This window comes from Oceanisphaera marina (assembly GCF_014643915.1).
In the GTDB taxonomy this organism is placed as follows: Bacteria; Pseudomonadota; Gammaproteobacteria; order Enterobacterales; family Aeromonadaceae; genus Oceanimonas; species Oceanimonas marina.
The window spans coordinates 23,969-37,615 of the sequence record NZ_BMKE01000001.1 but is presented as its reverse complement, the minus strand read 5'-3'; the positions used below and the strand labels follow the sequence as shown (position 1 = coordinate 37,615).

General features: G+C 52.8%; 12 protein-coding genes and 12 tRNA genes. 22 read left to right on the top strand and 2 right to left on the bottom strand.

The genetic code is table 11. The annotated features are described in order from the left end of the window. The first annotated feature begins 1 nt into the window (after nucleotide 1). The 16 genes from tolA to nadA all read left to right on the top strand — a co-directional run bounded on the left by tolA (nucleotide 2) and on the right by nadA (nucleotide 6,805). Nucleotides 2-1,249, top strand: coding sequence for a cell envelope integrity protein TolA (gene tolA / locus IEW52_RS00225; RefSeq protein ID WP_188628070.1), 1,248 nt, complete (start codon nucleotides 2-4; stop codon nucleotides 1,247-1,249). A gap of 2 nt (nucleotides 1,250-1,251) precedes the next feature. Further along, a complete protein-coding gene (gene tolB / locus IEW52_RS00220) occupies nucleotides 1,252-2,550 on the top strand; it encodes a Tol-Pal system beta propeller repeat protein TolB (protein WP_188628069.1) in 1,299 nt (432 codons plus the stop codon). A 28-nt stretch (nucleotides 2,551-2,578) separates the two neighbouring features. Beyond that, entirely contained in the window at nucleotides 2,579-3,106 is a 528-nt protein-coding gene (gene pal / locus IEW52_RS00215) for a peptidoglycan-associated lipoprotein Pal (RefSeq protein WP_188628068.1), read from the top strand. Nucleotides 3,107-3,122: 16 nt separating this feature from the next. Beyond that, on the top strand, nucleotides 3,123-3,920 hold the full coding sequence (gene ybgF / locus IEW52_RS00210; protein ID WP_188628067.1) for a tol-pal system protein YbgF: 798 nt from the start codon (nucleotides 3,123-3,125) through the stop codon (nucleotides 3,918-3,920). Between the two features lie 153 nt (nucleotides 3,921-4,073). Further along, a tRNA-Lys gene (locus IEW52_RS00205) sits at nucleotides 4,074-4,149 on the top strand. A 24-nt stretch (nucleotides 4,150-4,173) separates the two neighbouring features. Next, nucleotides 4,174-4,249: transfer RNA gene (locus IEW52_RS00200), tRNA-Val, on the top strand. Between the two features lie 74 nt (nucleotides 4,250-4,323). Continuing rightward, a tRNA-Val gene (locus tag IEW52_RS00195) sits at nucleotides 4,324-4,399 on the top strand. Nucleotides 4,400-4,471: 72 nt separating this feature from the next. Beyond that, nucleotides 4,472-4,547: transfer RNA gene (locus tag IEW52_RS00190), tRNA-Val, on the top strand. A 51-nt stretch (nucleotides 4,548-4,598) separates the two neighbouring features. After that, a tRNA-Lys gene (locus IEW52_RS00185) sits at nucleotides 4,599-4,674 on the top strand. Nucleotides 4,675-4,699: 25 nt separating this feature from the next. Further along, nucleotides 4,700-4,775: transfer RNA gene (locus IEW52_RS00180), tRNA-Val, on the top strand. A 38-nt stretch (nucleotides 4,776-4,813) separates the two neighbouring features. Next, nucleotides 4,814-4,889 (top strand) — tRNA-Lys (locus IEW52_RS00175). Between the two features lie 25 nt (nucleotides 4,890-4,914). Further along, nucleotides 4,915-4,990: transfer RNA gene (locus IEW52_RS00170), tRNA-Val, on the top strand. 51 nt (nucleotides 4,991-5,041) lie between these two features. Next, nucleotides 5,042-5,117: transfer RNA gene (locus tag IEW52_RS00165), tRNA-Lys, on the top strand. Between the two features lie 25 nt (nucleotides 5,118-5,142). Then, a tRNA-Val gene (locus IEW52_RS00160) sits at nucleotides 5,143-5,218 on the top strand. Between the two features lie 51 nt (nucleotides 5,219-5,269). Further along, a tRNA-Lys gene (locus IEW52_RS00155) sits at nucleotides 5,270-5,345 on the top strand. Nucleotides 5,346-5,743: 398 nt separating this feature from the next. Beyond that, nucleotides 5,744-6,805, top strand: coding sequence for a quinolinate synthase NadA (gene nadA / locus IEW52_RS00150; RefSeq protein ID WP_188628066.1), 1,062 nt, complete (start codon nucleotides 5,744-5,746; stop codon nucleotides 6,803-6,805). A gap of 222 nt (nucleotides 6,806-7,027) precedes the next feature. On the opposite strand, the gene rdgC is transcribed toward nadA, so the two are convergent. Then, complete coding sequence (rdgC, locus tag IEW52_RS00145; RefSeq protein WP_188628065.1) at nucleotides 7,028-7,936, bottom strand: recombination-associated protein RdgC; 909 nt, start codon at nucleotides 7,934-7,936, stop codon at nucleotides 7,028-7,030. Nucleotides 7,937-8,108: 172 nt separating this feature from the next. Between rdgC and IEW52_RS00140 the strand changes: the two genes are divergently transcribed. The 5 genes from IEW52_RS00140 (at nucleotide 8,109) to IEW52_RS00120 (ending at nucleotide 12,642) form a co-directional block, all read left to right on the top strand. Further along, nucleotides 8,109-8,591, top strand: a complete 483-nt coding sequence (locus IEW52_RS00140; protein ID WP_188628064.1) for an N-acetyltransferase — start codon at nucleotides 8,109-8,111, stop codon at nucleotides 8,589-8,591. 62 nt (nucleotides 8,592-8,653) lie between these two features. Further along, nucleotides 8,654-9,343 carry a phosphate regulon transcriptional regulator PhoB gene (gene phoB, locus IEW52_RS00135; protein ID WP_188628063.1) on the top strand — a complete coding sequence of 230 codons (690 nt, stop codon included), beginning with the start codon at nucleotides 8,654-8,656 and terminating at the stop codon, nucleotides 9,341-9,343. A gap of 7 nt (nucleotides 9,344-9,350) precedes the next feature. Beyond that, nucleotides 9,351-10,679, top strand: coding sequence for a phosphate regulon sensor histidine kinase PhoR (gene phoR / locus IEW52_RS00130; protein WP_188628062.1), 1,329 nt, complete (start codon nucleotides 9,351-9,353; stop codon nucleotides 10,677-10,679). Nucleotides 10,680-10,930: 251 nt separating this feature from the next. Continuing rightward, complete coding sequence (locus tag IEW52_RS00125; protein WP_188628061.1) at nucleotides 10,931-11,902, top strand: PstS family phosphate ABC transporter substrate-binding protein; 972 nt, start codon at nucleotides 10,931-10,933, stop codon at nucleotides 11,900-11,902. Nucleotides 11,903-12,180: 278 nt separating this feature from the next. Then, entirely contained in the window at nucleotides 12,181-12,642 is a 462-nt protein-coding gene (locus IEW52_RS00120) for a GNAT family N-acetyltransferase (protein ID WP_188628060.1), read from the top strand. A gap of 122 nt (nucleotides 12,643-12,764) precedes the next feature. Here IEW52_RS00120 and IEW52_RS00115 read toward each other — a convergent pair. Then, a tRNA-Pro gene (locus IEW52_RS00115) sits at nucleotides 12,765-12,841 on the bottom strand. A 301-nt stretch (nucleotides 12,842-13,142) separates the two neighbouring features. Between IEW52_RS00115 and tadA the strand changes: the two genes are divergently transcribed. Next, nucleotides 13,143-13,631 carry a tRNA adenosine(34) deaminase TadA gene (gene tadA, locus IEW52_RS00110; protein WP_188628059.1) on the top strand — a complete coding sequence of 163 codons (489 nt, stop codon included), beginning with the start codon at nucleotides 13,143-13,145 and terminating at the stop codon, nucleotides 13,629-13,631. Nucleotides 13,632-13,647 lie beyond the last annotated feature (16 nt).

Sequence of the window (13,647 nt, the reverse complement as noted above, 5' to 3'; positions counted from 1 at the left end):
TGTGATAACGGAGCAAGGCGGTATTAAAAAAGCAGTGGTTATCTCGCTGGCTCTGCATTTGCTGGTGGGGGTTGTCTTGTTGGTGGGCATCGATTTTAGTGCACCCAAACGGCCTTCACAGCCGGCATCTATTATTGAAGCTACCATGATTGATGATGGCATGGTGGCGCAGCAGGCCAAGCGTCTCGACGAAATGCGGGCACAGCAGGCACAGGAAGCGGCAGCCGAGCAAGCGCAAGCCGAGGCAGAACAAAAAGCGGCGGCCGCGGCCGAGCAGCAGGCGGCCAAACAGGAGCAGGCTCAAGAAGCCGCCCGTGTCGCTGAACAACAAAAAGCACTGGCTGCAGAACAGGCGGCGGCTAGGGCCGAACAACAAAAAGTAACCGAACAGCGTCAGGCGCAAGCTGCAGCAGAAGCCAAAAAAGCCGCTGAAGCCAAGGCCGCGGAAGCGAAAAAAGCGGCGGAGGCCAAGGCTGCTGAGGCAAAGCGGGTAGCTGAAGCCAAGGCCGCAGCAGAGGCGAAAGCCAATGCCGAAGCAAAAGCATTAGCGGCCAAGCAAAAAGCCGAAGCCGATGCCAAGGCGGCAGAAGCCAAGAAACAAGCCGACGCCAAGGCTGCAGAAGCGAAAAAAGCGGCGGAGGCCAAGGCGGCTGTAGAAGCAAAACAGGCAGCAGAAGCCAAAGCGGCAGCGGATGCGAAAAAAGCGGCCGAGGCCAAAGCCGCTGCTGAAGCAAAAAAAGTAGCTGACGCCAAGGCCGCTGAAGCAAAAAAAGTAGCTGATGCCAAGGCGGCTGAAGCGAAGAAAGCCGCAGATGCCAAAGCCGCCGAAGCGAAGAAGGTCGCTGAGGCGAAAGCGGCGGAAGCCAAGGCTGCAGCAGCGAAAAAAGCAGCGGCCAGTGAGCAGGCCTTAAAAGATCTGGAAGCCATGATGGGGGATGATCTCGGCAACAGCAGCGCGCCGGCTGCCCCTTCACAAGGTGAGATTGATCAAGCCCGAGCCATGATACAGCAAGCGGTTGAACGCTATTTTCAAGTGAGTTCAACCATGCAGGGCAAGCAGTGTGTGGTTAATGTGCGAGTTGCCGCCGATGGTCTGGTGCTCAAAATAGGCGATGGCAGTGGCGATAATGCAGTGTGTCAGGCGGGCATAGTGGCAATCCGCAAGGCAAGCCCTTTACCCATGCCCAAAAATTCTGAGCTGGTTAAAGAACTACAAAACTTGAATTTGACGCTGAAACCGAGGCTATAGAGATGACAAAACGATGGATATGGTTATGGTTGCCGCTACTGCTGTTAACAGCACAAGCCAAAGCTGCCTTTAACATAGAGATTACCGGTGGCACCGACAGTGCGCGCCCCGTGGCCGTGGTGCCGTTCAAATGGACAGGTGGCGGCAGTATGCCTCAGGACCTGGCCGAAGTGATTGGCAGTGATTTTCGCAATAGCGGCATGTTTCGGCCGCTGGATCGTAATCGCCTGCCACAGCAGGTCGCCAGTGCCAGTGAGCTGGATGCCAGCCAGTGGCGTTCGCATCAGGTAGAAGCCGTACTGGTCGGCTCTATCGAACCTGCGGGTGGCGATCAATATCGCATCAGCTTTGAGCTGGCCGATGTGCTGGGCCAAAATGGTGCCGAGTTGCTGGAAAGCCGCAGTGCTACCGTGCCGGCGGCGCAACTGCGCCAATACGCACACCGCATTGCCGACATTGCTTTTGAGAAGCTGACCGGCATCAAGGGTGCGTTCTTGACCCGCATCGCCTATGTCAACGTACAACATGGTGCCCAGTTTCCGTATCAGTTGATGATTGCCGATTACGACGGTTTTAATGAGCAGTTGCTGTTGCGCTCACGCGAGCCATTGATGTCCCCGGCCTGGTCGCCGGACGGTCGCAAGCTGGCTTATGTGTCCTTTGAAAACAAGAAAGCCGAAATCGTGGTGCAGGATATTTACAGTCAGCAGCGTCAGGTTGTGAGCTCGCAACAGGGCATTAACGGTGCCCCCCAGTGGTCACCCGACGGCAGCAAGCTGGCTCTGGTGCTGTCGCGAGATGGCCAGCCCGAGATTTATGTGCTTAATTTATCGAGCAAGCAGTTTACTCGGGTGACCAATAATCGCAGCATTGATACCGAACCCACCTGGGCTGCGGATGGTCAATCTGTTTATTTTGTTTCTGAGCGAGGCGGGCGCCCACAAATTTATCAAGCCGAACTGGGCTCTGGAAATACGCGCCGGGTTACGTTTCAGGGCGACACTAATTTAGGTCCTCGTGTAACGAATGACGGCACCGGCATGGTGCTGGTCAGTCGTTCACAGGGACAATATCGAATTGCTCGTCAGGATCTGGATGGGGGTCAACTGCAAGTGTTAACAGAAACACAGCTGGATGAATCGCCAAGCCCAGCTCCTAATGGCACTATGATTATCTATAGCACGACTTATCAGGGCCGTCAGGTACTGTCTTTGGTGTCTATGGATGGTCGCTTTAAGGCCAGGCTACCCGCACGAAATGGTGATGTTCGTGCACCAGCATGGTCACCGTATCTCAATTGATCCAATGACAAGTAAAAAGGAATAAATAATGCAAATGAAGAAACTGCTGCAGAGTCTGGCCATTGCCCTGCCTATGTTAACCCTGGCGGCGTGTAGCTCTACTACTGACTCCGATGCCATGACCGGTGCCGACGATAGCTATCTGAATGGTGGCGTACAGTCTGGTGGTGCGCAAAATGGTGGTGCACTGTCTGCCGAAGAGCAGATGCGCCAGCAGTACGAAGCACTGCGTCGTGAAAACGTGATTTACTTTGAATTTGACCAGGACGAAGTGACAGGCCATTATGCTCAGGTACTGGAAGCACACGCCAACTTCCTGCGTTCAAACCCATCAGTCAGCATTCTGGTTGAAGGCCACGCAGATGAGCGCGGTACTCCCGAGTACAACATTGCGTTGGGCGAACGTCGTGCCAAGGCAGTAACCAGCTACCTGCAGAGCTTGGGTGTGAACGGTGCTCAATTGGCCATTGTCAGCTATGGTGAAGAGAAGCCGATGGATGCCTCGCATACCGAATCTGCTTTTTCCAAGAACCGTCGTGCGGTTCTGGTTTATTAAGGCTTAATTTGACTTTATGACCTATAAATTAGCGGCCATATTGATGGCCGCTGTTTTATCCACCGCTTGTCTGGCCCAGGCGCCGGTAAGCAGTGTGGGTGGCAGCGGCTCCGTCAATGACCGTCTGGCAGAGCTGGAAAGGGCCTTCAGCGCGAAAAGCCAGGCACAAATCGAGCAACACCGGCAGATGACCTCGTTACAACGAGAGGTGAGTGAACTGCGCGGTATGCTGGAAGAGCAAAACTATCGTCTTGAGCAAGTCATAGACAGGCAACGCGATATATTGCTGAAGCTGCAAGATGTAGCGGATAAACCACAAAGTACGGCCAAGCCCCGCGAGCAAGCTGCCGCTGCATCCAACACCGATAACCAGGTCAAGGACAGCGATAGCAGCAAACCTGTCAGTAAAAGCGAGTCCAATGGTTCCAATACCGCTTTTGGTAATGAACAGACCGCCTATGACAATGCCGTAAATCTGGTACTGCAAGATAAAGACTACGACGCCGCCATTCCGGCCTTTGCGCGTTTTATCACTCAATACCCCGAATCCAGTTATGTGCCTAATTCTCATTATTGGTTGGGGCAGCTGTTGTTCTCGCAAAAGCGTTTCGATCAGGCCAAAGCCCAGTTTGCCCGGGTAGTAGAAGCGTACCCACAATCCAATAAACGGGCAGACTCGTTACTGAAACTGGGCCTGATCGCACAAGAGCAAAAAGACAATGCACAGGCACGCCAGTATTTTGAGCAGGTGGTCAGTGAATATGCCAGCTCGGCAGCCGCCAAACTGGCACAGAAAAATCTCGAAGGTCTGTAAGCTGGTTAATTTTTACAAGAGTCGATTGATCTTTGAGCAAGCAGAATAAAATGATGATTTAGCGGTTGCGTCCGGAAATTAAATCCGTATTATAGGCCGCCGTTGGCAGGGGAGCTTTAGCGAGCCGCCAAAAGGGTTGTAATTAAAGATTACGGGTCGTTAGCTCAGTTGGTAGAGCAGTTGACTTTTAATCAATTGGTCGCAGGTTCGAATCCCGCACGACCCACCAGATTTAGCAGTACAGCAAGTCCCAGGGTGATTAGCTCAGCTGGGAGAGCACCTCCCTTACAAGGAGGGGGTCACTGGTTCGAGCCCAGTATCACCCACCAGTTTGAAGTAAGGTTATGGTTTATTGAGCCCGATATAATGATCGAGCATCAACAGACGGTAACAGCAAGTCCCAGGGTGATTAGCTCAGCTGGGAGAGCACCTCCCTTACAAGGAGGGGGTCACTGGTTCGAGCCCAGTATCACCCACCAGTTTGAAGTAAGGTTATGGTCTTTGAGCCGATATATTCATCGAGCATCAGCAGACGGTAACAGCAAGTCCCAGGGTGATTAGCTCAGCTGGGAGAGCACCTCCCTTACAAGGAGGGGGTCACTGGTTCGAGCCCAGTATCACCCACCAGTTTGAAGTAAAGAGTTGAAGTAAAGAGTTTAAAGCAGTAACCGAATTATCGGGTCGTTAGCTCAGTTGGTAGAGCAGTTGACTTTTAATCAATTGGTCGCAGGTTCGAATCCCGCACGACCCACCAGATTTAAGAAGTACAGCAAGTCCCAGGGTGATTAGCTCAGCTGGGAGAGCACCTCCCTTACAAGGAGGGGGTCACTGGTTCGAGCCCAGTATCACCCACCATATTGAAGTAAAGAGTTTAAGGCAGTAACCGATTTATCGGGTCGTTAGCTCAGTTGGTAGAGCAGTTGACTTTTAATCAATTGGTCGCAGGTTCGAATCCCGCACGACCCACCAGATTTAAGAAGTACAGCAAGTCCCAGGGTGATTAGCTCAGCTGGGAGAGCACCTCCCTTACAAGGAGGGGGTCACTGGTTCGAGCCCAGTATCACCCACCAAATTGAAGTAAAGAGTTGAAGTTAAGAGTTTAAAGTAGTAACCGAATTATCGGGTCGTTAGCTCAGTTGGTAGAGCAGTTGACTTTTAATCAATTGGTCGCAGGTTCGAATCCCGCACGACCCACCAGATTTAAGAAGTACAGCAAGTCCCAGGGTGATTAGCTCAGCTGGGAGAGCACCTCCCTTACAAGGAGGGGGTCACTGGTTCGAGCCCAGTATCACCCACCATATTGAAGTAAAGAGTTGAAGTGAAGAGTTTAAAGTAGTAACCGAATTATCGGGTCGTTAGCTCAGTTGGTAGAGCAGTTGACTTTTAATCAATTGGTCGCAGGTTCGAATCCCGCACGACCCACCATTTCTGTTTACATATCTCCAGATTTGATATTCCCTCATCCGCACTGCGGATTTTTTCGTTTCTGCATCTTCTTATGTTTGGCGTTATTCTGAAGACGATGAGTCTTTAGGTTTTTTGTAGGGTGCCGCTTTAGCTGGCACTCCCGTCTCAGCGGGATGTTATTCAAACCCTCCTGCTAACGCAGGGCCGGCAGCTAAAGCGCCGGACTACAGGGAACTGAGTTCTGTTCTCGTTATCATCCTGATGTTTGTGCTTAACTTCCCACTTATTGCTTAAAGCCGAGCGCTTGCTTCACGCTGCATCCCGGATCTTTATGTGCGCTCGATTTGGGTTACGGGGCCGGTGGCGCTATAATGTTCGCCCTTGACGATATCCGGACGGATCACTGGAACCAAGTTATGACTGAGGCTGTTGATATTTACGAATTTGACTATCCTTTTCCCGCCAAGCCGGCTGTGCTGACGGTTGATCAGCAGCTGGAGTTGAAAGGTGAAATTAAAGCACTGCTGCGCGAGCGTAATGCCGTGCTGGTAGCGCATTATTATACCGACCCGGAAATTCAGGCCCTGGCCGAAGAAACCGGCGGCTGTGTGTCCGACTCGCTGGAGATGGCGCGATTTGGCAAAGAGCATGAAGCCAAAACCCTGATTGTGGCCGGCGTGCGCTTTATGGGGGAGACCTCAAAAATACTGAGCCCCGAAAAAACCGTGCTGATGCCCACGCTGGAAGCCGAGTGCTCGCTCGATCTGGGCTGTCCGGCCGATGAATTTACCGCCTTTTGTGACGAGCATCCCGACCATACCGTGGTGGTGTACGCCAACACCTCGGCGGCGGTGAAAGCCCGTGCCGACTGGGTAGTGACCTCCAGCATAGCGCTGGAAATCGTCGAGCACCTGGACAGCCAAGGCCATAAAATCATCTGGGCACCGGATCGCCACCTGGGTGCCTATATTGAAAAAGAAACCGGCACCAAAATGTTACGCTGGCAGGCGGCCTGTATTGTGCACGACGAGTTTAGAGCCAAGGCTCTGAAAGATCTCAAGGCACAAAATCCCGATGCCGCCGTACTGGTGCACCCCGAGTCACCGGCGTCCGTGATTGAGTTGGCCGATGCCGTTGGATCCACCAGCCAGCTGATCAAGGCGGCGCAAACTCTGCCCCAGAAAAAACTGATAGTAGCGACCGATCAGGGCATTTTCTACAAGATGCAGCAGGCCTGCCCCGATAAAGAGATGGTCGCGGCCCCTACGGGTGGCAATGGCGCTACCTGCCGCAGTTGCGCCCATTGCCCCTGGATGGCCATGAACGGCCTGGTAGCCATTCGTGATGCGCTGCGTGATGGTGGCAAGACTCACGAGATTCAGGTGGACGAAGACACGCGCATCAAAGCGATGATCCCGCTGGAGCGGATGCTGAACTTTGCCGCCGAGCTGAAAATGAAAGTGCAAGGCAACGCTTAAGTGACAGTGAAGGGTGAATCGTGAATGGTGAGGAGTAAAAGATAAAACACTTCGCCTGAAAATTTGGCGCTTTTCTCCGCACACATTACGCTTTTCGCTTTACGTAAAAAAACGGCACCGAGATGACTCTCGGTGCCGTTTTTATTTTTAGCTAGGCGCTAAATCTCAGAAGTCGGTTTACGCCTCACTTCTCACGCTTAACTCCTCACGAACCCCCATCAGTTACCGGTTTTCTTCGCCGCCAAGGGCTTCTATCAAGTCCGGTACGAAGCGCGACAGTTCACCTGTGACCAGTGCAAAGTCGGCATCAAAACGGGCGGCGGCGTCTTCGTTGGTCACGTCGTCGTTTTGCTCGCGCAACTCTTCCGAAAATTTCAGCCGCTTGACGCTCATGTCGTCGCCGAGAATAAAGCTGATGGTCTCGGCCCAGTTGAGTGCCAGCTTGGTCACCAGTTTATCGGCTTCCAGGTGGACCTTGATCTCCTCGCTCAGCAAGTCTTGCTGTTTGGCGCGAATAATACCGCCGTGCTCCAGGGCTGAACGCAACTCTGCTTCGTCTTCCAGGGCAAATCCCGGGGCTGCCGCTCCCTCTTTTAACCAGTCGGTCAGCGTTAGCTCAGGCGGCGTGGTCATCGCCAGCGGCACCACAGGCAGCGAGCCAATGCTCTTGCGCAACAGGGCCAGCAAGTCTTCGGCACGTTTGGCGGAGCTGGCATCGACCGCAATAAAGCCGGCTTTGGGATTGATCCAGGCATAGGTTTGCTGAAAGCGGCTAAAGGCCCGGGGCAGCAGGTCGACGATGATTTCTTCTTTAATCGATTCTTTTTCTTTCTTCTTGAGTGCGCGGCCCTGCTCGATTTCCAGCGCTTCTACCTTTTCGGCCACCATGTCGTTCACCACTGAGCCAGGCAGCATTTTTTCTTCTTTTTTGGCACAGAGCAAAATTTGCTCATCGGCAATGTGGGTCAGGGCATGGCCCTGCTTGCCCAGTGGCGAAATCCAGCCAAACCTGGCCTGTTCCTGGCTGCCGCAGGGGGTAAAGGGCAGGGCGTCGAGCTGCTTTTCCAGATCTTCAATAGAGACATCAAAAGGGCGGGTAAAACGATAAATCTGCAGGTTCTTAAACCACATAGCATCCTCGATAACGAGCCACAAAAAACGCATTGTACTGCAAAGCGGCTTTGTGATCAGGCTGTCATTATCAATCATGACTAACCGATCTGGCTCACAGAGAGATATTAAAGCCCGGGTGAGGTGGCTCAAGCTCTGTACACTCAAATAAACTGCCGTCGGAGAGAATGAGATGATACGTCAAGCCACGCCCGACGACGCCGATACCATTCTGGATGTGTGGTTGCTGGCGTCGTTACAGGCACATGACTTTATTCCTGCCGCTTTTTGGTGGCAACAGCAAGAAGCCATGCGCGCCCGCTATTTGCCAGCGGCTCAAATTTGGGTATGTGAACGTCAGGGTGAAGTGCAGGGCTTTGTGGCACTGGTAAATGACTATGTGGCCGCCTTGTTTGTACGCCCCGACTGCCAGCAAAACGGTATTGGCAGAGCCTTGCTGGATACGGCCAAACAACAACGCCATACGCTGACGCTGCGGGTTTACTGCGAAAATGACATAGCAGTTAATTTTTATTGTAACCAAGGCTTTAGCATTATTGCCGAGGGCACAGATGCCGCCACCAGCCAGCCAGAGCTGTATATGGAATTTCGGGCCAAAGGCGATAAACAGCAAGATCACGCCCTATGCCAACATGCTAGTGCTATCAATTCATAAAACTGTCACACTTACTGCTAATAATGGTCATACACAAGTAAGACCCGCAAGGACAGTAAACAATGACACGGAAAATACTGGTAGTAGAAGACGAAGTCGCCATTCGCGATATGTTGTGCCTGGTATTGGAGCAGAAAGGGTTTACCACTGAGTCGGCAGAAGACTATCAGGCTGCGCTTGCCATGATCAAAGAGCCTTACCCCGAGCTTATCCTGATGGACTGGATGTTACCCGGAGGGAGTGGTATTCAGCTGATCAAACATTTAAAGCAAAATGAATTAACCCGCCAGATCCCGGTAATCATGCTGACCGCCCGCGCCGAAGAAGAAGATAAAATCAAAGGCCTGGACGTAGGTGCAGACGATTACATCACCAAGCCGTTCTCGCCCAAAGAGCTGGCATCGCGCCTTAACGCCGTGCTGCGTCGTGTGGCTCCCACTGCAGTCGATGACGTGATTGAAGTGCAGGGCCTCAAGCTGGACCCTGTCAGTCACAGAGTCAGCGCCAATCATTTGCAGTTGGAGCTGGGCCCGACCGAATTCAAGCTGTTGCACTTTTTTATGACCCATCCCGAGCGCGTTTACAGCCGCGAGCAGTTACTGAACAACGTGTGGGGCACCAATGTCTATGTCGAAGACAGAACCGTAGATGTGCATATTCGGCGGTTACGCAAGGCGGTGTCAGGAGAAGGGCATGATCAATTAATACAAACGGTGCGCGGCGCCGGCTATCGCTTTTCAACCCGCCTTTGAGGCTAATATGCAATTACAAGAAGCCAGTTCTGGCTTGTGGTGGCGTTTAACCCTTTATTACAGCTGTTTTGTTTTACTCGGTCTGGTTATCGGTAACATAACGCTGGGGTTACTCTGCGCCACTGTGCTGCATTTATTATGGCATTATCGTTTTCAGCATAAATTGAAAATCTGGCTGTGGCGGGATCGCAGCCTGATCCCGCCGCAAGGCAAGGGCAGCTGGGAGGCGATTTTCAACGGCCTTTATCGGCTCCAACAACGTCAGCGCTCGCGCCGGCGAGAACTTGCCAGGCTGATACGCCGCTTTCGCCAGGGGGCCGAATCCTTGCCGGACGCTGCCGTGGTGATCCGCCGCGACGGCAATATAATCTGGTGCAACAAGCTGGCTCAGCAACTGCTGGGTTTTCGCTGGCCCGATGATGCGGGGCAGCACATTGGGAACCTGATCCGCGCCCCGCTGTTTATTGCCTATATGGATCGCGGCGAGTATCAGGAACCACTCGAGCTGACTGCTCCCCAGCGTGAACAAACCTTGCTGGAATTTCGCGTCATGACCTATGTAGAAGATCAATTGCTGTTGGTCGTACGCGATGTCACCCGTTTGCGCGGTCTGGAGCAAATGCGCAAGAATTTTGTGGCCAACGTGTCTCATGAATTACGCACGCCACTAACGGTGCTCAAGGGCTATCTTGAAATATTGGAAACGCCGCCAGAGCCGGTCATGTGGCACAAAACCCAGGCGGTGATGCTGGAGCAAACCCTGCGCATGGAAGCCCTGGTGCAGCAACTGATGACCCTGACCCGTATCGAGGCATCCAGTGCGGTAGCCAATGATCAGCTGGTTGATATTCCTGCCATGCTGGCCATGCTGGAGCAGGAGGCGAAGGCGTTGAGTGGCGATATGAGCCATGAGCTGTGTTTTACGGTCGACACTCAACTCAGAGTACTGGGCGATCAGGAGCAGTTGCGCAGCACCATTTCCAATCTGGTGTATAACGCCATTCGTCATACCCCGGCAAACACCCGCATTGTGGTGGAGTGGAGCCAGGTGGAGCAAGGAGCCCGCTTTGCCGTCACCGACGCTGGCGAGGGTATTTCACCAGAGCACCTGGGCCGCCTTACCGAGCGTTTCTACCGTGTTGACAAGGCTCGCAGCCGTCAAACCGGAGGCTCGGGCCTGGGGCTGGCCATTGTTAAGCATGCCCTGGCGCATCATAATGCGAATTTGAGCATCAGCAGCAAAAAAGGCGAAGGCAGCTGTTTCAGCTTCATCCTGCCGACACATCGCCTGGTTGTTGAACATAGCACCGAACACTCGGTACTATCTTCGCAATAACAATCGAGATCCTGATGTTCATCAGGATGACGGCTTAATAGCAGCGGTCAGCCGTAAGATTTAAGCCGTCAGATAAAGACAAATGCCACACAAATACGGTCTTTTGCCTTATGACGGCCCCGGTATCCTCTTTCACCCTTCACCAACCCCAGACTGTTGTCACCGGTTTGTCATGTTCATTTCATATCATTGTCATCTAGCTCGGCAATACTGGCAGCGTCTAAAGGATGCGAACTCAGATGGAGAAAATAATGAAACTGAACAACCTGGTTACCGCTCTTGGTTTAACGGCCGCTTTGGCTTCGGGTACTGTGCTGGCCGCAGTGGATAGCAGCTTGCCAGACTATGAAAAAGTCAGTGGTGTTTCCGGCAACCTGTCATCGGTTGGCTCAGATACACTGGCCAATATGGCCACCCTGTGGGGTGAGGCTTTCACTCGTCATTATCCTAACGTTAATATTCAGATTCAGGCTGCCGGCTCTTCTACTGCACCGGCTGCTCTTACCGAAGGTACCGCTCAGTTTGGTCCCATGAGTCGTGCCATGAAAAGCAACGAAGTCGAAGCGTTTGAAAAACGTTATGGCTACAAGCCAACACCGGTGCGCGTTGCCATCGATGCCCTGGCGGTATTCGTGCACAAAGACAACCCTATTGAAGGCTTGAGCATCGATCAGGTAGACGCCATTTTCTCCAGTACTCTGGCTTGTGGCAACAGCGAGCAAATTACCAAGTGGGGCCAAACCGGCTTGACCGGCGACTGGAGTCAGCGTGATGTTCAGCTGTATGGGCGTAACTCGGTTTCTGGTACCTATGGCTACTTTAAAGATGAAGCCCTGTGTAAAGGCGACTTCAAAAACAATGTAAACGAGCAGCCGGGATCGGCCTCTGTCGTGCAATCTGTGTCTTCTTCACTGAATGCCATTGGCTACTCGGGCCTGGGTTACAGCACCTCCAGCGTACGTGCTGTGCCATTGGCTGAAGCCGGTTCTACCGATTACGTGGCTGCCAATGCCGATAATGCCACTAGCGGCAATTATCCGTTATCCCGCTTCCTGTACGTATACGTGAACAAGCACCCCAACAAGCCGCTGGGGCCAATGGAAGCCGAGTTTGTTAAGCTGATGCTGTCCAAGCAGGGTCAGGAAATCGTAGATAAAGACGGCTATGTACCCGTACCTGCTGCGGTTATTGATGCTGATTTGAAAAAGCTGGGCTTGAAATAAATCCTGACGTATCCACCGTCGAGTTGATGATTCCCCGAGTGAAAACTCGGGGTTTTTTGCTTTTTAGCAATATGATATACACGGTCCTTTTTTGCCTCGCGTAACAATCTGCTCCCCAAAGGCTTACTCAAGCCATTACCTGCCAATAAGCGGCTAAATCTAAGCAAAATCGCCTATATGGACAATAAATATGGCAAAGTGGCCGTAAAGCCGCTTTTTTATTACCGCCAAATGTGGCTATATATAGGATGGGTATTGGGGGTTCGGCAGGAGTCAGAATGGAAATCAGGAAAATCCGCAGTGGCGAGGCAGGCAGTATTTGGCGTTTGCTCCACGATACCGTACATCGCATCAATCAAGCGGATTACAGTCACGAAGAACTGGTGGTGTGGGCGCCAGACGAGTTCGATGCACCGCATTGGGTGAGTCGTTTTATTCGTACCCATCCTCTGGTGGCCACCGAAGGACGTGAGTTACTGGGATTTGCCGAGCTGGCAGACGATGGACGTATTGATTTGTTCTACGTGCATCATGCTCATCAGGGCCAGGGTATTGGTCGGGGCCTGATGCAGAGATTAAAAGCAGAAGCGGGTGCACGAGGTCTTGAACGGCTCTATTGTGAAGCCAGCATTACAGCCAAGCCTTTTTTCGAGAGCATGGGGTTCAGCTTTGTCGAACAAAGAGAGCTGGAGCGCAAAGGAGAGTGCGTGTCTGTGCTGTTGATGGAAAGCAAAATCTAGTTCTAGGTACACATGATAGAGGCGCAGTGACGAGTGTCATGCCATTGCGTCCTTTGGCAAGAAAGGCTCGCTCACGAAAATCGGGCAATAAAAAACCCACCGTACGGTGGGTTTTTTTGATTTGGTCGGCGTGAGAGGATTCGAACCTCCGACCCCTAACACCCCATGCTAGTGCGCTACCAAGCTGCGCTACACGCCGAATCGACGCCAACTATATAAGGGGTCCGAATGTGCTGCAAGCCTCTTTTTATTTTTTGCGTTCGTTTGCTGCTTTCTTGCTCAAAGCGGTGTTTTAACGGCAGTAAAGAGTGAAGAGTAGACAATCCCCAATCCCCAATCCCCAATCCCCAATCCCCAATCCCCAATCCCCAATCCCCAATCCCCAATCCCCAATCCCCAATCCCCAATCCCCAATCCCCAATCCCCTCTTCGTTGTGATGAAGCCTGTTTTCGCCAACGGCGTCTTTTGCCATAATACGCGGCCAACATAGGCGGACGACATGAACGAACAAGACGAATACTGGATGCGCCAGGCGATGCTGCTGGCGGCAAAGGCCGAGGCCGAAGATGAAGTGCCGGTCGGGGCGCTGGTGGTGCTCAACGGCCAATGCATTGGCCAGGGGTGGAACAAGTCCATTGGCAGCCATGATGCCACCGCCCATGCCGAGATCATGGCGCTGCGACAGGCCGGTCAGACTATTGGTAATTATCGGCTGCTGGACTGTACTCTCTACGTGACGCTGGAACCATGCATGATGTGCGCCGGCGCCATGGTGCACAGCCGCATTAAGCGGCTGGTGTATGGTGCCGCTGACGCCAAGACAGGGTCGGTAGACTCTGTGCTGCGGCTGTTGGCGACACCTGGCCTCAATCATCTGGTGAACTGGCAGTCTGGGGTGCTGGCAGAAGAATGCGCCACTCAGCTCAGCGCCTTTTTCAAGCGTCGCCGGGCAGAAAAAAAAGCCGCCCGTAAACAGGCGGCCACATAAAGTTCGTTTCTATGGT